The sequence below is a fragment of the Methylomonas sp. DH-1 genome, from assembly GCF_046097555.1.
GTDB classification, from domain to species: Bacteria; Pseudomonadota; Gammaproteobacteria; order Methylococcales; family Methylomonadaceae; genus Methylomonas; species Methylomonas koyamae.
Genome location: NZ_CP143090.1, coordinates 19,576 through 37,357, shown reverse-complemented (window position 1 = coordinate 37,357; position 17,782 = coordinate 19,576). Strand labels below are relative to the sequence as shown.

The window sequence follows — 17,782 nt, the reverse complement described above, 5'->3', positions numbered from 1 at the left end:
AAATCAGTCATAAAATCGAGTTTCAACGGTTAGGCCTCTGTTTCAAGGACTTTTTATCCACCTGACGCCGTCCTTGAACGGCCTTCAGGCGCACTTCGCCCTAGGTGGGCGTAGCCCACGCCGGTTTCGGCGTGAATACCAGTAAGTTCAGCAGCCGTGTCAGGTTGTACGCGGCAAAGCAAAATAAGGCTTGGCCTGCCACTTTGGCTAAACCAATGTGGCGGGTTTTGCGCAGGCCACCGACAGTCTTGATCCAGCCGAAGGCTTCTTCGACGATTTTGCGGCGCTTGAGGCTTTGGGCATAGCCTTTGCCGCGAGCGGTGCGGCCATCGACGGCACTGCCGGTCTTTTTACGGGCCACATGGGCTTTGATGTCTTGCGCATTGAGTTGGTTGACGAACGCCGGTTGGTCGTAGCCTTTGTCGGCACCGACGCTGCCGCCTTTGGGCACGCGGCGTTTGATCATTTTTTGGGCGGCTTCGATTTCGGCGGTGCCGGTGGCTTGGGTGGTTTCGACATCGACGATCAGGCCGTTGCGATTCTCGGACAGGGCGTGGGTGATGTAGCGCAGTTTGGCCTCGGTGTATTCGCCTTTCTTGTAAAGCCGGGCTTCGGGATCGGTCGTGCTTTGGTGGGTGGCGTTGCTGCGCTTTTCGCCGCTGAAGTCTACCTCGGGATTGCGGCCGGCGGGCTTATCTGGACCGCTACCGTCTTTTTTTACGAAGCTTTTGTGCGAGGCCCAGGCTTCGATCAGGCTGCCATCGACACTGAAGTGTTCGTCGGACACCAGGTTTCGCCATTCGGCAATCGCCAGGACGCGCTCAAAAAATTCGCGGCTGAGGGATTCGGACAATAGGCGCTCGCGGTTGGCGCTGAATACCGTGCGTTCCCAGACAGTATCGTCAATACCCAGCCCCACAAACCAGCGAAACAGCAGGTTGTAGTCCAGTTGTTCCATCAACTGTCGCTCACTGCGAACGGTATAGAGCACTTGCAACAGCAAGGTCCGCAAGAGTTTCTCAGGGGCAATCGACGGGCGACCGGTATGCGAGTAACGTTCGGCGAAAACCGAGTCCATTGAGGCCAAGACGCCATCGACCAATAGCCGTAAGCGACGCAACGGATGCTGTTTGGGTATGCGGTCTTCCAGGCTGACATAGCTGAACCAGTTGTTTTGAATGGCATCGTGTCCGCGCATGGGAAAGCTCCAAATTTAGCTAGCCTATTTTAACCGCTACCAGCCGTTATCGGTCTCGGATTGCTTGGCTTTCGGAGTTTTTCACCAGCCTGCTATGTAGAAACTATTTTAAGCTATCCAAATATTCTTGAGGAACGAGTGCGTTCCCGTCCCGAAACTCTTCAACCAAATGGATGTTGTCAAAGTCATTAAAGTAATCCTTTGGGACATGCTCAAACACAATCATTTGAAAGGATTGCTTCATGTCGTTTAAAACGTTGCCTATAAAAGTATCCATTAATTTAAACGCATCAATGATTTTTGCTCTGTCCGAGTGCTGTAGTCTCGACTCGGATACATTTTCTTCTTCGCCATAATATGGCCTGCTTGGTTGATCAATTAGTAAAAAAGAAGGGACATGTTTGTTGTTTTTAGTGAGCATTAACTCATGAAGCCCTAAAAACATAAATAAATGCTTAAACATATCATTTGAACTACTCCCGGCGGCTTCAATATAAGTCGTTTTGGGTTTTCTGAAATCAATTTTTTTGTCTTTGTAATTAAAGACTGGTAAATAATTACCGTAATTCTCTAGAGATGGTTCAACTAATTTCATATATCCTTGAATAATTTCTTCTACAACCTTTATGCATAATTCTCTGCTTTCTGTAATATCAAGAACCTGAATTGAATTTATCTGCTCCTCAATTTCTTTTGTTGATTTTATTTCATCACAATCATTTTTAGGCTGATAAATATCAATTTTTGTTTTTGTTTGACCGAGAAAAATATACTTATCTCTATCGTCACTAAAGCTCTTAGCCTGCTTGGGCAAGCCCCTTGCTTCCTCTTCAAGTTCATTTATTAAACGCCTGCACGCAGCTATTTCATCAGAGGTTTTCCCGTCAATTGGTGTTCTTTTTCTATTGATCTGCTTAATTCGTTGTAAGTCTTCCTCTAGCAGGCTGGTGAAAAACCCACCGATATTTCCCCTTACCCACGGTTTCCGTGATTTTTTCGTGTTGAAATCGGTCATGACATCGAGTTTCAACCGTTTTGCCCCTGTTTCAAGGGCTTTTTATTCGCCTGAAGCCGTCTGTGGACGGTTTTCAGGCGCACTTCGCCCTAGGTGGGCGCACTCCACGCCGGTTTCGGCGTGAACACCAATAGGTTGAGCAAGCGCGTCAGGTTGTAGGCGGCAAAGCAAAACAAGGCCTGACCTGCGACTTTGGCTAAGCCGATGTGGCGGGTTTTGCGCAGGCCCCCGACGGTCTTGATCCAGCCGAAGGCTTCTTCGACGATTTTGCGGCGCTTGAGGCTTTGGGCATAGCCTTTGCCGCGAGCGGTGCGGCCATCGACGGCACTGCCGGTCTTTTTGCGGGCCACATGGGCCTTGATGTCTTGGGTGTTGAGTCCGTTGACGAACGCCGGTTGATCATAGCCTTTGTCGGCACCGACGCTACCGCCTTTGGGCACACGGCGTTTGATCATTGTTTGCGCGGCTTCGATTTCGGCGGTGCCGGTGGCTTGAGTGGTTTCGACATCGACAATCAGGCCGTTGCGATTCTCGGACAAGGCATGGGTGATGTAACGCAGTTTGGCCTCGGTGTATTCGCCTTTCTTGTAGAGCCGCGCTTCCGGGTCTGTCGTGCTTTGGTGGGTGGCGTTGCTGCGCTTTTCGCCGCTGAAGTCGACCTCGGGATTGCGGCCAGCGGGTTTGTCCGGGCCGCTGCCGTCTTTCTTAACGAAGCTTTTGTGCGAGGCCCAGGCTTCAATGAGGCTGCCGTCGACACTGAAGTGTTCGTCGGACACCAGGTTTTGCCATTCGGCTATGGCCAGTACCCGCTCAAAAAATTCGCGACTCAGCGCTTCGGACAGCAGGCGTTCGCGGTTGGCGCTGAACACTGTGCGTTCCCAGACAGCATCGTCGATGCCCAGACCGACAAACCAGCGAAACAGCAGGTTGTAGTCCAGCTGTTCCATCAACTGGCGTTCGCTACGAACGGTGTACAGCACTTGCAACAGCAAGGCGCGCAGCAATTTTTCGGGAGCAATCGACGGACGGCCAGTGTGCGAGTAACGCTCGGCAAAGACGGCATCCATAGAGGCCAATACGCCATCGACGAGTAGCCGTAAACGACGCAACGGATGCTGTTTGGGAATACGGTCTTCCAGGCTAACGTAGCTGAACCAGCTATTTTGAATGGCATCGTGTCCGCGCATGGGGGGCTTCTCCAATTTAGATGCGCTATTTTACTTGTTTGCTGAGGCTATGCGCCTTGATGACTGCAGCTTTGGGAGTTTTTCACCAGCCTGCTAGCGACGTTATCAGAGTGTCAAAAATGGATGTTTTTACTATTTCGTCTTTATTTCTCCAGTATTCTACTGGTTTCAAACTGTCCTCTATAACATTTAGGCTAGACTTGTACTCATTGTAAGCGGATTGAAATCTCATGAGATTTCTCACTTTTCTTTCCAGCAAGTTTTTCTCTGATATTATTTCGTCAAACCTGTTTCCTTTTGTGTCATAAGCTTGGCTAATTCCATCATCAATGACAGACTTTAGGGATTCTATTGAGTCCGGTATATCATCGCCTTCATCAATAAGCCCATATTCTTTTGCTTCCATAGCGATGCTTTTAAGTTCGTCATAAAATTCGGATTTTTTTTCCGAAATTTGTTTATTCTTTTTTTCAATTTTCGCCAGTTCAGCTTGCAGAGATAGCACTTTCTCGCGCTTGAGAATGTTTTCGATTGTCTCAATTCCTACGGCCAGATCAAAAATTCGAGGAAGTGCCTCTCTGTATCTGCTGTCATTTTGCTTGTCAAAAAACACTTCGCTATGCTGAATTATGTCTCCCGAGATGGTGCAAAATAACATAAAATATCTTAATGAAATTTTACTATTGGCCTTTAAGGATCTGCCGCCAAATGGGATTGTTACATCTTTATCAATATTAAATTCAGTTTCCAGTATTTCTTTTAAGCTTCCCTCTGTCATGTTCGGCGATGGAAACTCCGGAATCTCACCAGTCGATGAAAAGTAATAATCACTTGATACGTTGGTTCTATTAGGTGCTTTTCTTGCGATAGTAAAATATTTGTCGTTAATTTTAAAATTAAGTCCGTACCAGGCTAAGTTCTCATTTATTTTGCTTTCGGCGATTTTGTGCTTTGATGCGAAAAGGCAGTAATCAACAATATGCAGAATTGCTGTTTTCCCAGTGTTTGACTCTCCGGTTATTACATTTACTTTGTTTTCTTCAAATTGTAGCTCTCTCCTATAGCCACTGTTGTCGTTCATCCAAAGGATTATTTTATGTATTGAATACTTCATAGCTCAATCCTTAAGTTCAAATATAGGCTTGACGCATCTTCGCTTAAAATATTTGATAGATTATGAGAGGCTTTTGATGCTTTATCTGATCGAGTACCCATTAAACTCATATACTCAATTTTCTCCCTTGAAACGATATGTGAGTTCTCTATTGATACCACATCGACCTCAGAGAGAAATTGCAGTGCATTTAAAGATGTACCCAGATTGTCGTAGTATCGTTCATTAAAATTTGAAAAGCAGTGAAGCTTGTCTACGATCAACTTGTCTAGGCTTCTTACCTGAGTTTTTCCGTTGGCCAAATATGACAGCAGCTCTTTGTGTGCCAAGAAAGGCATTATTAACAATGCTTTCGTTAATTCGAGCTTTCCTGATTTTTCAACAACCATGGCAATTGCTAGTGAAGCAAAGGCCAAGTTATTTAAAGCTTCGGTTCTCACTTGTACTTTTCCTTCCAATCTTTAAGCCAGCCAATTACAGGTCTGTTTGATAGGCTATACAAGCTTCCATGGCTCATATCTGAGAGTAATGTTTGCCCTGAAATTGAAAGCGCCTTACTTCTCATTGCCTTCAGTATATTGTGGGCTATATCAATATATTCATCAGGATTGCCCTTCCCCCTATATGACGACCTATATTCCGTCTCCCACTGGCGAAAAATATCATCTTCAAATATTCCAATTTCTTCAGATGTCAGTTGGCCATCGGCAACCCAATTAGACAAATTACTTTCTAACATGATCCTATAACGAGTATAATTTTGGATAATTTCCTGTTCGCTCAGGTTGATGTCTTCTATATCTAAGAGCTGCTTAATAAACGTTTGTTCTTCTATTCGGTCAGGCAGCCCGCCTTCAAATTTTCGTATCTTGAGATCAGGGTTATTTGCGATATCAAAGTATCTGCGAAACTTACGACTTCTTTCTTCAAAAGAATAAATAAGCTTTTTGTTATCAGAGAAGTTTTTAAATATATCCTGTCGTACAACTGAATCTAATTGATTGAATAGATTATCAATTTCTCTTGGGTTAACATCTTTTTCCTCAAGAGCTGTTTTACACTGATCAATTATGTTGGCAACATTCAGTTCGGATTTTATGTTGCGTAAGAACTCACTTAAGACAGATTCATCTAGGCTAATAACCAAGCCTATATGACTCTTTATTTCTTCTGACTTCGTAGATGCATGTAACGTTTTGAGGTGGTTACTCATTTTTTCAAAATCGATTTGTCCGACCTGAAAATCAGAAATCTTTGATAAAAAGGTGTTGCTCGATGTGAATGACTTATTGCTTGCCAAAATAAAAGTGGTTTTTTCTACAAATTTTCTTTGATCAATCTGGCTTTCTCGGCCATCATTTTTATCCGTTATAACAGCACTCCAGTTATACATCGTCTTCCAAAGGTCGGGGTCAAGCTCAGTTAAGTTGGCGGTAGTCCCATTAGATTTTTTTTGGATTGAGTGTTTGATTTGAATGAGAACTTGATGATCATTGTTAAGCTGGGTATGCACATCATCCAAAACCTCAAATCCAATTGTTTCGCCTTTTTTGAGTATCAGCAGCTTGTACAAGAAATAGTAATTTTGGAAATCAAATCCAACAATTGTCCCTGCGGCAGATGTTTTTTCAGTATGATGCTTGCTCGTCACATTGAACTCTTTTTAATTTTCTTTAGCTCATCTTTATTGCAAATTCAGGCTATACGAACTGTGGTGATAGTTTACTTGGTTCAATGTCGACTTTTGGTCGGTTTTTGTCGGCCAAGTCGCTGCTGACACCTACTTCGAAAAATGACAGTCCAGAATACGTCCGTTTTCTGGACTTTTGTCTTGCCAAGATGCGCTTCACGCCGAATCTTACCTTGATATTCCAACTATCTCGTCAATGAATCAACGTCAATATTGTTTCCTTGACGCTGAGTTTCTGGAACTGGTGTCAGTTGCAAATAATCCTGGTTTGCTGCGGATGATTGCAGGTCGGCGCGAATGATTGCAGGTTCACTTGCAAATAATCTCGGTTTGCGCGCCCGTCAGTTGCAGCTAATTCCGTTCGAAAATTGCGCTGATTGCAGGTTTGCGCGTTTTCGATTGCAAGCCGTTACAATTAGACATTGGTAGTCGGTTAGCGGGCCGTTCAAAGCTGAATTTTAATGCAGAAATTAGCGCAGGAGCTACAGGACGAGATGCTATAAATAACGCCATTTTGTACAGTTTAGGAGCCTTTTAGGTGTTGAAAAGATACTTTTTTAGTATTTATTTGGTGCTGTTATCCGGTCCTGTATGGTCGGATGAATTCTCGACCATACAGGACAATATCAAACCCGGCAACATTGTCATCATCGGTGAAACCCACCAGAAACCGGAATCGGCACAACTGTTTGCGCTTCTGGTGGATTCAGCACTTAAAAGACATCAATGCCTGACTGTAGGGCTCGAAATTAACCACAATCAACAACCCGCCATCGATGCAGTAACGAAGGGCGAAACACGGGTATCGGAGATTAAAATACCGTATGCCATCGATCATCCAGGTATGCGAAAACTGATTGATTATCTGGCCAAGCTAAAATCGAAAACACCCTGCTTGAGAATCGAGGCCATTGATGCGGATCAGGATCGCGACGAACACATGGCTGACCGCTTAGAACATTTACAACGCGATGAGCCGATACTGGTCCTTCTGGGTGGATTGCACACATTGAAGAGCTATTGTCAAATCTGGTGTTCAGGGCTAAATCAAGCGGCGATCCGGTCAGTGGTATCGACTTCAATGCCATCCTTGAATGGGATGCCGGTAATCACTTTGGCAAGATAATCAAATCCTCGCTGGCGACGCCAGGTTTTCTCGGCTGATTGACCCAGTTTAAACAGCATGTGCAGCATGCCATCCCGCGAGAGACAGCCCTTGGCTCGGGTAGTCCGGTGCCGGATGGTGGCGAAGGTCGATTCAATGGGGTTGGTCGTTCGGATGCTTTGCCAGTGCTGTGCCGGAAAGTCATAGAACGCCAATAGTTCATTTCGATCCTTGTACAAACACTCAACCGCCTTGGGATATTTGGCCTCAAACAGCGTGGCAAACTGATCAAATGCCCGCTCAGCATGCTGTTGGGTGTCAGCCTGCCAGATGTCGTAGAGCGATTGCTTCATCTTCGGCTGTACCGATTGCGGCACACGGTTCAGCACATTGTTCATCTTGTGTACCCAGCAGCGTTGCTGCCGGGTGTCGCTGTAGACTTCGTCCAGCGCCGACCAGAAGCCCATCGCGCCGTCACCTATGGCCAGCTTAGGGGCATTCATGCCGCGCGCCTTCAGACCCTGCAGCACTTCCCGCCAACTCTGCGTCGATTCGCGCACGCCGTCTTCAATCGCCAGAAAGCGCTTCTCGCCGCGCTCATTGACGCCGATGATGACTAAGGCACACAGTTTGGCGTCTTCCGCTCGTAAACCGCTATAGATGCCGTCGGCCCACACATAAACCCATTGGTCACGATCCAGGCGAGTCGCTCGCCAATCGGTATATTCGGCTGCCCAATCGCGTTTTAAACGCGCCACGGTACTGGCCGATAGCCCCTTGGCTTCCGACCCCACCAACACTTCCAGCGCCGCTTCCATTTCACCCGTGGAAATGCCTTTCAGGTATAGCCAGGGCAACGCGGCAGACAGAGAACGTGTCTTACGGACATACGGCGGTACCAGAGCCGAACGAAAGGTAGCGCTTTGGCCGTCTTTCGCCCGAACCTTCGGCACTTTAACGGATACGGGGCCGATGCCGGTCTGAATCTCACGTTCCGGCTGATAACCGTTGCGGACCACCGCTGCCCGGCCATTGTTCAGCTTCCGCTCGCTGAAGGCTTCCAGATAGATCGCCAATTCGGCTTCGATCGCTTGCTCAATCAGCTTGCGCGCCCCTTGCCGAATCAGGTCGGTCAAAGGATCGGCGTTCTCTTCTCGACTCGACAGGTCGATTACATTACTCTTCTTCATCGTGGCGTATTCCTCGGTTGATCGTTTTGTTTGGTCACAAATAATCAACCAGATACGCCGCTTCTCTTCAACTCCAAACACCAGATTTAGTTATAGCTCCACATTGAAAAAAGTTAAGTGGACTGTCAAAAGCGGAGGACCATTTGTTGCCGAGATTCTGGTTGACCATGGCTATCAAGTTAAATCCTACCCGCAACGTTGGCTACCTGAGAGGTGCGAGAACGGGCAAGGCAGGTCAAGCCGATACGTTAGTGCCTTCGATCCGGAAGCATTACCAATTCTGAATGAGTCACTCATGTCGCTGATCAACGCCAAGCGTCATCGATCAACGAAGGATGTTGTCGATGGTTTTGTGGTTTGGGAATGTAATCTCTAGTTGTTTTTCAGATTTGTCAACTCTATAATTTTTCTGTGGGCACTACCCGTTGGGGTGCCTATTGTGCCAGTTCGAGCGTTCGACTGGTTCCCCATGGATGCTCATGTGAGCGACAGGGGGCAACCTTTTGTTCACTCGGAGACTCTCATGGCACAACGTCGCAAATCGCTTATAAAACCCCGCTCTATCGCTTTTTCCCTTCAACGCGGCCGCTGTTACTACTGCGACCAACCAATGGCGACGGGGAATATCATTGAATTTTCCGCCAAATACAAAATAACGCCTAACCAGGCCAAACTCTTAAGATGCACAGGTGAGCATCTTAAAGCTCATCATGAAGGTGGTTCAACCAAGCCGACTAATATCGTTGCGGCTTGCTGGTATTGTAATCACAAGCGACACCAACGGAAAAACCCACCTGAACCTGAACAGTACAGAGACTTAATTCAGGCTCGTATGAGCCAGGGAGGGTGGCACAGCATAAGATTAAACTAGACATTGCTCTGGTATTGATCGGACAACCGGACAATACCAAATTCCTTATTTGCAACTGAAATATATGCCGCTGACCATCGGCGGCAGACGGCCAAGAGCCGTCGTAGAAGATCCATTTACCAATGACAGTAAGCTGGCTTATTGCCGACAATGAACATTCGTTTAAAATTCCAGATAAAACTTAAGCCACTTATGAAAACTGCGGTGCTGCTGATCCGAAATATTGCGCTGAACGAGCTCAGACTCAAACGCCTGTCTGAAAGATGCGGCGAACAGGGAACATGATAACCGTCAACAGCAATTTTTAGCGCAGTTTGAATAATGTATGTAATCAAAAAAACCTTGCAGTTCACAAACTTATTGTGGCTACACATGTTTCGTGGTAGATATACGGTTAACAGCTTTAACTTAGACTGTGCGGTTTTAGCAGGGAACCTGACGTTTACCCTCATCCCCTACATTAAGGAGATTGAAAATGCGCAATTCCATGTTCTCATTTATCACGGCAATTCTCGTTGCAGCGTCAATTGACAGCGCAACCGCAGGAGATGGTTCTAAAGCTTACGACGATATGAATAAACGTCTAAGGACGGGAAGCAGTATCAGCAACCGTCCTACAGGACAGTCAACACCTCCAAGAGAATCTGTTTATGACGGCCAAAAAAATCTTCCTGAAAGCTATTCAGGTTCGGGAAGCAGTGAAACTCAGAAGCATCGCAGAACCTGCATAGATTGGGATTTTAATAATCCTTCTGTTTGCAAAAAATGGATGAATCTTGATTGATATTTTTGTAATCTCAGAAAATAACACATATACAAGCGGCAGAATATACCGCTTGTATATGCTGATTTCATCAGAATTATAGGATTTATTATGAAAAAGGCTCTCGCCACTCTTAGTCTTCTCGCTGCAATTTGTTTTGGTTTACTTTCACAGAACGTGAGAGCAGAAGGTGAAAGGCCTATAAAATTGACTACATCGAAATTTATAGTGAATGGATATGGTGAGGTTTGGTTGTCATATTATACTGGAGAAGACGGTCAACAGTGGCCTAAAGCACATGCAATCAATACTATTTCATCTGATTTTCCCCTCGTGTTTCATCTTAAAGGCATTGACTACGCCAACAATGCAACTGAAAACGCGAACATTGCCGCCTATGACAAAGGCGAAGAAAAGCAGAATCCCTATTTGAAACGCCAATATACTTGGTTCTTATGTAGCGTATCCAATGCTAGTGACTATAAATTTGTTTGGGGAAAATCGTTGTTGAAAGTTAAGGCGGAAGAATTGAAATAACAGCCTAATATAACACGCCAGCGGACTCCGCTAACGCCCCTTATCAAAACCCATTAGGCTGAAATAAATCAATAATGTGGGAGACACGCATATGATGACTTGCCAGTTGAGATACACACTCGTTGCAGCTGCATTACTTTTTTTAAATTCCGGTTGCACATCGACTTTAAATCTAGTCGCAAAAAATACAACTGATTACCCATTAGTATTATCTGCTTCGCTTATGGACGAAAAAGACTCTGAAACTGGAAGGATAATTCATCAAGAAGATATACCTTCAAATGGACAGACTCCCCTCAAAAATATTGGTAAGTTTGATAACCAAAAATATGTAACAGTTAAAGCATCATTACGAGATGGAGTTTTAGTTAAGGAGCTAGTAACAAATCTACAAGCAGACCCCACTACTGTTAATATTGAAATAAGAAAAGATGATATCAGGACAGGGCAACTGAGAATAACTGATGCATCTGAAATAGAAAGCCAACTTGTTGGCGTTAAAGGCAGTTACGAAACGCCCACAACAGACATAGGCTCTCTTTTGGGGCAGTACTTGGGTGGTATATACATAAAAAACGGGAAAGATGGAGCAATTAGCTTTGAAAGAATATATTCGCCATCCGAATTATATGGCGTTATAGGGCGCGATGCCTTTATGCCATCCAGCGAACAAAAAGGGGGATTTAGTTTGTCGACTGTTACTGATGAATCGAGTAGTGCGCAGTTAAAAACGCAATTCCCCGATTTCAATCTAAATATGGACTTTAGCAGGTCAAAGTTATACAAATATCTGTTTGAAATACAAAACACTTCTTGGCACGCATTGCCATACACCTGGCACAGTGTAGAAAGAAAGCTTAAAAGCACCCAAGAAGGAAATGATATTTTACGCAAACTTATTGATCAACAGAAAGAGAGCGGTGATTTATACTTTTTGACCGAAGCATTCGTAATTGAAGATGCCAATGTTGAAACATATACAGCAGAGTCACTTGAAACTGGTACTGATATCAAGTATGCGAATTTCATTTATGCTGGTGGCGGCTATAAATGGATGAAAGACAATGACGGAAAAAGGCATATCAAGAACTTAGCGTTGCGGGTAAAATATCAAACATTATCTCCTATTACCGCATCAAAACTTGAGTCTACAGAAGCGCCATTAAAAACAGATCCAAACCAAAGCGTCGAATATAAAGTAATCACCCCACAATAAACTTGTATTGCCTGGATGAATCTTGCGAAATCCAGGCCTAGTATGATGTTGCACCGGACTCCGACGTTGAACTTTGCATTGAATGGCTGCTAATTGAATTCCTCCCGACATTAAGCGCAAAACTTCGAATGGTCGCGGTAGGAATACCGGTTGCCCGGTACCCCCCGCACAGATCCCAGCGTGCGCTGCTAACGCACTGGGCTCCTCCCTCGAGTACGAACGTCGAAGCGGTAACAAGGATGGGGATGTAATAATCTAACCCTGGGGAAGAAGCGCGAGGTAATGCGCATGAACCGATCCCAAGTCATAAAATCCTTCTGGCTACGTCTTCTAATACGGCGCAGCCAAAGGCGGCGCACTTCGTTGAAGAATAGCCAGATACTGGAATCATTGCCTGAAACGGAAAAATAGTTCAAATGTCCTTGCAGAACTTTTTGAATCCACTCGCCAGTTTTCAGCAGCGGGTCATGCCAGCGTTTTCGCAGTGCATATTCCGATCAAAACCGCCAGGTATTCCGATACCAAAACAGCCGGTGGCGCCGATGGTCTATTTCACGGTGCAAAAAGGCTGACGATGTTTCAATCTTAGCGTTCGCGCGCATTGCCAACCGGTCCCTCTGGACAAATCCCCTCTCACCAGCTAGATTTGCCCGGTCTTTTCGCCGATCGGGTTTGCCGTTAGCGGCGAGGTTTGAAGTTATTTAACGCTATTCCATTCGTCTTTTGCCAAGGATGCCAGTGCTCGATTCGCGACTACTCCGCTTGATCAGTGAGTTCAGGTGGGGTTCACTCACAGACCTTTCAGCCTCGACCAGCCGTTGTAAATGAACTCTACCACCCCAATCCCCGCCGACCTGGATACCGGTCTGGCCGCGTTGTTGATGATGGCCGCCTTCCACGGCGTCGCCGCCGACGAAGCCGCCTTGCGCCACGAGTTCGGGCCGGCGTTGGTGCCGGATCGCGAAGGGCGCTGTCGCTTCGATAACCGAGCACTGCAACTGGCCGCGCAACGCTTGGGCTTGACCGCCAAGCCGCGCCGGCAGGATCCGAAACGTTTGGCGTTAGCGCCGTTGCCGGCGATCGCGTTGGGCAAGGACGGCCGTTATTTCATCCTGGCCAAATACGATGCCGGGCCGCCCACCCATGGCGGCTTGCCCAACCCCGCCGGCAAAGTCTTGATCCAGCGCCCCGGCGAGCCGCCGGCGGTGATGACCCTGCCCGAACTGCTGGCGAGCTGGACCGGCGAATTGTTGTTTTTTACCTCCAAGGCCAGCTATGCCGGCGAAGCGGCCCAGTTCGATTTCACCTGGTTCATTCCGGCTCTGATCAAGTACCGCAAGCTGTTCGGCGAAGTGTTGTTGATTTCGCTGGTGTTGCAGCTGATCGGCCTGGTCACGCCGTTGTTTTTCCAGGTGGTGATGGACAAGGTGCTGGTCAACCACGCGATGAAAACCTTGAACGTGATCGCGATCGGCCTGATCGGAGCGATGCTGTTCGAAGCCGCCTTGTCCGGTATCCGCACTTGGGTGTTCGCTCATACCAGCAGCAAGATCGATGTGGAGTTGGGCGCCCGCTTGTTCAAGCATTTGTTGGCCTTGCCCACCGCCTATTTTCAAGCCCGCCGGGTCGGCGATTCGGTCGCCCGAGTCCGCGAGTTGGAGAATATCCGTTCGTTTCTGACCGGTAATGCCATCACCTTGTTGCTGGATTTGCTGTTCTCGGTGATCTTCATCGGCGTGATGCTGTATTACAGCGCCTGGCTGACCCTGATCGTCGTAGTATCGATACCGCTGTATATCCTGTTGTCGGTCGTGTTCACCCCGGTGATTCGGGCTCGATTGGACGAGAAATTTAACCGTAGCGCCGAAAGCCAGGCTTTTTTGGTGGAGACCATCAGCGGCATCGACACGGTCAAGGCCATGGCGGTCGAACCGCGTTGGACCCAACACTGGGAGAAGCAACTGGCCGCTTACGTTAGCGCCGGCCTGTCGGTCACCCAAGCCGCCACCTTGGCCGGCGGCGGCGTCAATCTGATCAGCAAACTGGTGACCGCCGCGATCATGTGGCTGGGCGCCACGCTGGTAGTCGACGGTCAGTTGACCGTCGGCGAGCTGGTGGCCTTCAACATGTTGTCCGGCCAAGTCTCGGCCCCGATTTTGCGGCTGGCGCAGCTGTGGAACGACTTTCAGCAAGTCGGCATCTCGATGCGCCGCTTGGGCGACATTCTCAATACCCGCAGCGAAGTCATGGGCCAAAAGACCCGGCTACCGCGGATTGCCGGCGCGATCGAGTTCGACCAGGTGTCGTTCCGTTACCGGCCGGATGCGCCGGACGTGATTCGCGGGGTCGACTTACGCATCGCGCCGGGCGAAGTGATCGGCATCGTCGGTCGCTCCGGCTCCGGCAAAAGCACCTTGACCAAGCTGGTGCAGCGCTTGTTCGTACCGGACCGCGGCCGGGTGTTGATCGACGGCCACGACATCGGCATCATCGACACCGCTTCGCTACGCCAACAAATCGGCGTGGTGTTGCAGGAAAATACTCTGTTCAACCGTTCGATTCGCGACAATATCGCCTTGGTCAACCCGGCCTTGCCGTTCGAAGCCGTGATCGAAGCCGCCAAACTGGCCGGCGCCCACGAGTTCATCTGCGAATTGCCGGAAGGTTACGACACGCTGGTCGGCGAACACGGCACCGGTTTATCCGGCGGCCAGCGCCAACGCATCGCCATCGCCCGGGCGTTGATCAGCAACCCGCGCATCCTGATCTTCGACGAAGCCACTAGCGCCTTGGACTACGAGTCTGAAAAAGTCATTCAGGACAATATGCGCCGCATCTGCCAAGGCCGCACCGTATTGATCATCGCCCACCGCTTGTCGGCGGTGCGCGATGCCAACCGTATCGTGGTCATGGAGCGCGGCCAGATTGCCGAGGCCGGCCGGCATCAGGAATTATTGCAAGTGCCGAACGGCATCTACGCCCACCTTTACCAATTGCAGCAGGCCGGCGCATGAGTCTGCGCTACCGCTGGCAAGCCTACGCCGAACTGTGGGGCCGTTACCGCGACACCTTCCGTTACTTTTGGCGGCAACGGCGGGAACTGGATAGTCCGCCACGTTCGAACGACGAAGCCGAATTTCTGCCGGCCGCCCTGGCCTTGCAGGCCCAACCGGTTTCGCCACTGGGCCGCGGCGTGGCCTGGTTGTTGATGGCACTGGTCGCCGCGACGCTGGCCTGGGCCTGGTTCGGCGAAGTGGACATCATCGTCAACGCCGCCGGCAAGATCATCCCCAGCGCCCGCACCAAAACCATCGCCTCGGTCGATACCGCCAGCGTCGCGGCGATTTACGTCCGCGAAGGCCAATTCGTCCGCCAAAGCGAGCCGCTATTGGATCTGGACAGCAGCGCCTTCGATGCCGAACGCGACAAGGCCAGAGCCAATGTCGTCGAAGCCCGCTTGCAACAGGCCAGGGCCCAAGCGCTGATCGACGCCATCGACCGCGGCAGGCCGCCGGTTTTGATTCGGCCCGAACAAGTAGCCGAGGCCAAATACCAAGCCGCGTTGGCGCATCTGGAGGGCCAGTACCGCGACTTCACCGCCAAGCGGCAACGCCTGGACGGCGATATCGCCCGCTACGCGTCGGCGCTGCCGCTGGTCGCGCAACAAGCCCGCGACTTCCAGGCCCTGGCCGAGGCCCACGACGTCGCCCCGCACGCCTATCTGGAAAAAGAACAGGCCCGCATCGAACTGCAAGGCCAACTCGACAGCGCCAAAAACCAACGCGCGGCGCTGATCGCCGAAACCCGCAAACTGGCCTTCGACGAACACACCCAAGCCGGCAAACTGGCCAGCGACGCCGAACAGGACGCCGCCCGCGCCGACGCCCATGGCCGTTTGCTCAAACTGAGCGCGCCGGTGTCCGGCACCGTACTGCAACTCGCGGCCCACACCGTTGGCGGCGTGGTCGCGGCGGCTCAACCCTTGTTGCAGATCGTGCCGCAAGACAGCACGGTCGAAGTGGACGCCAGCCTGGAAAACAAGGACATCGGCTTCGTCCAGGAAGGCCAGAGCGCCGAAGTAAAGATCGACGCCTTCCCCTATACCAAATACGGCACCGTCACCGGCCGGGTGGCCCATGTCTCGCGCGATGCGATTCAAGACGAGAAAAAAGGCTTGATCTACAGCGTGCGCATTGCCCTCGACCAGGTGACGCTGGCGGTCGACGGCCACGATGCGGCGCTGTCGCCCGGCTTGTCGATCCAGGCCGACATCAAAACCGGCCGGCGCAGGGTCATCGAATACGTACTGACGCCACTGTTGCAGCACGGCCGGGAAAGCTTGCGTGAGCGTTAAGTCCGGAACGGCGCGAACCGCGTGCCACCCCCGCCGTTCGAGCAAAGTCATCACGCTGGGTTTGGCGCTGAGTCTGCTACCGGTGCCGGCGCTGAGTTTTGATTGGGCCGCCGTACCTAATATCCCCGATGTGCTCGACGATCCGCTCGATACCCGGCCGCCGGTGCTGGAACAGGGCGCGGTGTTGCCGGGCGACCGGCACGGCATCGTCTGTCCGGTCGAAAAGGACTTTGCCGCGCCGTTGCTGCTGGACGAGGCGGTGGATCTGGCCTTGTGCCACCATCCGCAAGCCCAAGCCGCCTGGGCCGAGCTCAAGATCCAGGCCGCCAATCTCGGTGTGGCCAAGGCCGGCTATTGGCCGACCGTGAACGCGGCGGTCAACCATCTGAACAGCTATTACCAATATCCGGACTCGCCCCTCCCTTCGAGCGAAACCGACGGCTTTACCTTGTACGGCAATCTGAGTTGGCGCTTGTTCGACTTCGGCGGCCGTGCCGCCAATCTGGCCGCCGCCAACTGGCTGTTGACCCAGGCCTTGGCCAACCAGGACGCGGTGTTTCAACGCCTGCTGGACGGCGTGATTCAAGCCTATTTCGACGCCCAAACCGCCCATGCCCAACGGCAGGCCAAGACCGAAAGCGAAGCGTTGGCCGGCCAAACCCTGGCCAGCGCCCGCCGCCGCGAGGCCAGCGGGGCCAGCAGCCGTAGCGATACTCTGCAAGCCGAAACCGCCCTGGCCAAGACGGCATTGGGGCGCAGCCGGGCCGACGGTGATTACCGCAAAGCCTTGGCGGTACTGCGCCAGGCCATGGGGATCGCCCCGGAAACGGTATTGACCCTGCCGGAGAATGCCGAGCCTGAGCAAACGGGGGAAACGCTGGCCCAAGACGGCCGCGACCTGCAAATCTGGCTGGCCGAGGCCAAACGTCGCCATCCAGCCATCGTCGCGGCCGAGGCCCAATGGGAAGCCGCCAAGCAGCGCATCGTGCAAGCCCGGTCCGAAGGCCTGCCGACGCTGGACTTCAGCCTGAACGCCTACCAAAACGGCTACCCCAATCAAGCCCTGTCGCAAAACCAAACCCGGGTGGAAACCATCGGCATCAACCTGACCATCCCGCTGTTCGAAGGCTTTGCCCGTACCTACAAAATCCGCGGCGCTCAAGCCCAAGCCGAACAACGCGCGGCCGAACTGGCCGACACCGAGCGGCAGACCCTGCTGAACGTGGTCAAGGCCCACGCCGAAGCCGAAGCGGCACTGCGGAATCTGAGCTATTCGGCGACTTGGCTGGATAGCGCGCAAACTGCCGTCGCCAGCTCGCAGCGGCGTTACGACAAAGGCGCCGCCGACATTCTGGAACTACTGAATACCCAGACCGCACTAGCCGACGCCCGCCAGGAGCGCCTGCGCACCCTGGCCGACTGGCGAGCGGCCCGCTTGCGCTTGTTCACCAGCACCGGCCTGCTGGGCCGGGACATGATCGAACAGGCCGAAGGGCGAGCCAGAAACGGGAAGCCGGTCATCACCACCCCAGAAAGATGAAC

At 50.6% G+C, this 17,782-nt stretch carries 15 protein-coding genes; 8 read left to right on the top strand and 7 right to left on the bottom strand.

The annotated features are described in order from the left end of the window. Positions 1-100: 100 nt before the first annotated feature. The 6 genes from VXJ35_RS22755 to VXJ35_RS22730 all read right to left on the bottom strand — a co-directional run bounded on the left by VXJ35_RS22755 (position 101) and on the right by VXJ35_RS22730 (position 6,165). Positions 101-1,198 (bottom strand): IS5 family transposase, encoded by a 1,098-nt coding sequence (locus VXJ35_RS22755; protein ID WP_064023675.1) that lies wholly within the window; start codon positions 1,196-1,198, stop codon positions 101-103. 103 nt (positions 1,199-1,301) lie between these two features. Then, the gene (locus tag VXJ35_RS22750) at positions 1,302-2,213 is read right to left on the bottom strand and encodes a DUF3732 domain-containing protein (protein WP_157198333.1); all 912 of its coding nucleotides are present in this window, start codon (positions 2,211-2,213) and stop codon (positions 1,302-1,304) included. 89 nt (positions 2,214-2,302) lie between these two features. After that, complete coding sequence (locus VXJ35_RS22745; protein ID WP_064023673.1) at positions 2,303-3,400, bottom strand: IS5 family transposase; 1,098 nt, start codon at positions 3,398-3,400, stop codon at positions 2,303-2,305. Positions 3,401-3,482: 82 nt separating this feature from the next. Then, the gene (locus VXJ35_RS22740; protein WP_064023672.1) at positions 3,483-4,514 is read right to left on the bottom strand and encodes an AAA family ATPase; all 1,032 of its coding nucleotides are present in this window, start codon (positions 4,512-4,514) and stop codon (positions 3,483-3,485) included. Continuing rightward, complete coding sequence (locus VXJ35_RS22735) at positions 4,511-4,954, bottom strand: three component ABC system middle component (protein ID WP_157198332.1); 444 nt, start codon at positions 4,952-4,954, stop codon at positions 4,511-4,513. The genes VXJ35_RS22740 and VXJ35_RS22735 overlap by 4 nt, the downstream gene beginning before the upstream one ends. Continuing rightward, positions 4,951-6,165 carry an ABC-three component system protein gene (locus VXJ35_RS22730; RefSeq protein WP_064023670.1) on the bottom strand — a complete coding sequence of 405 codons (1,215 nt, stop codon included), beginning with the start codon at positions 6,163-6,165 and terminating at the stop codon, positions 4,951-4,953. The genes VXJ35_RS22735 and VXJ35_RS22730 overlap by 4 nt, the downstream gene beginning before the upstream one ends. 577 nt (positions 6,166-6,742) lie before the next feature. Between VXJ35_RS22730 and VXJ35_RS22725 the strand changes: the two genes are divergently transcribed. Beyond that, the gene (locus tag VXJ35_RS22725; protein WP_157198331.1) at positions 6,743-7,330 is read left to right on the top strand and encodes a hypothetical protein; all 588 of its coding nucleotides are present in this window, start codon (positions 6,743-6,745) and stop codon (positions 7,328-7,330) included. Here the strand turns inward: VXJ35_RS22725 and VXJ35_RS22720 are convergent. Next, positions 7,252-8,499: an IS256 family transposase gene (locus VXJ35_RS22720; protein ID WP_064023669.1), complete on the bottom strand. Its 1,248-nt coding sequence runs from the start codon at positions 8,497-8,499 to the stop codon at positions 7,252-7,254. The two genes, VXJ35_RS22725 and VXJ35_RS22720, sit on opposite strands and share 79 nt — an antisense overlap. A 469-nt stretch (positions 8,500-8,968) precedes the next feature. Between VXJ35_RS22720 and VXJ35_RS22715 the strand changes: the two genes are divergently transcribed. The 7 genes from VXJ35_RS22715 to VXJ35_RS22685 all read left to right on the top strand — a co-directional run bounded on the left by VXJ35_RS22715 (position 8,969) and on the right by VXJ35_RS22685 (position 17,780). Then, entirely contained in the window at positions 8,969-9,370 is a 402-nt protein-coding gene (locus VXJ35_RS22715; RefSeq protein WP_082881125.1) for an HNH endonuclease, read from the top strand. A gap of 475 nt (positions 9,371-9,845) precedes the next feature. Continuing rightward, on the top strand, positions 9,846-10,154 hold the full coding sequence (locus VXJ35_RS22710; RefSeq protein WP_157198330.1) for a hypothetical protein: 309 nt from the start codon (positions 9,846-9,848) through the stop codon (positions 10,152-10,154). 90 nt (positions 10,155-10,244) lie between these two features. After that, positions 10,245-10,670 carry a hypothetical protein gene (locus tag VXJ35_RS22705; protein ID WP_064023667.1) on the top strand — a complete coding sequence of 142 codons (426 nt, stop codon included), beginning with the start codon at positions 10,245-10,247 and terminating at the stop codon, positions 10,668-10,670. A 91-nt stretch (positions 10,671-10,761) separates the two neighbouring features. Beyond that, entirely contained in the window at positions 10,762-11,886 is a 1,125-nt protein-coding gene (locus VXJ35_RS22700) for a hypothetical protein (protein ID WP_157198329.1), read from the top strand. 824 nt (positions 11,887-12,710) lie between these two features. Next, positions 12,711-14,900 (top strand): type I secretion system permease/ATPase, encoded by a 2,190-nt coding sequence (locus VXJ35_RS22695; RefSeq protein WP_064023665.1) that lies wholly within the window; start codon positions 12,711-12,713, stop codon positions 14,898-14,900. Next, a complete protein-coding gene (locus VXJ35_RS22690; protein ID WP_064023664.1) occupies positions 14,897-16,240 on the top strand; it encodes an HlyD family type I secretion periplasmic adaptor subunit in 1,344 nt (447 codons plus the stop codon). The genes VXJ35_RS22695 and VXJ35_RS22690 overlap by 4 nt, the downstream gene beginning before the upstream one ends. Continuing rightward, a complete protein-coding gene (locus tag VXJ35_RS22685) occupies positions 16,230-17,780 on the top strand; it encodes a TolC family protein (protein ID WP_231914932.1) in 1,551 nt (516 codons plus the stop codon). Before VXJ35_RS22690 ends, VXJ35_RS22685 begins: the two co-directional genes overlap by 11 nt. Positions 17,781-17,782 lie beyond the last annotated feature (2 nt).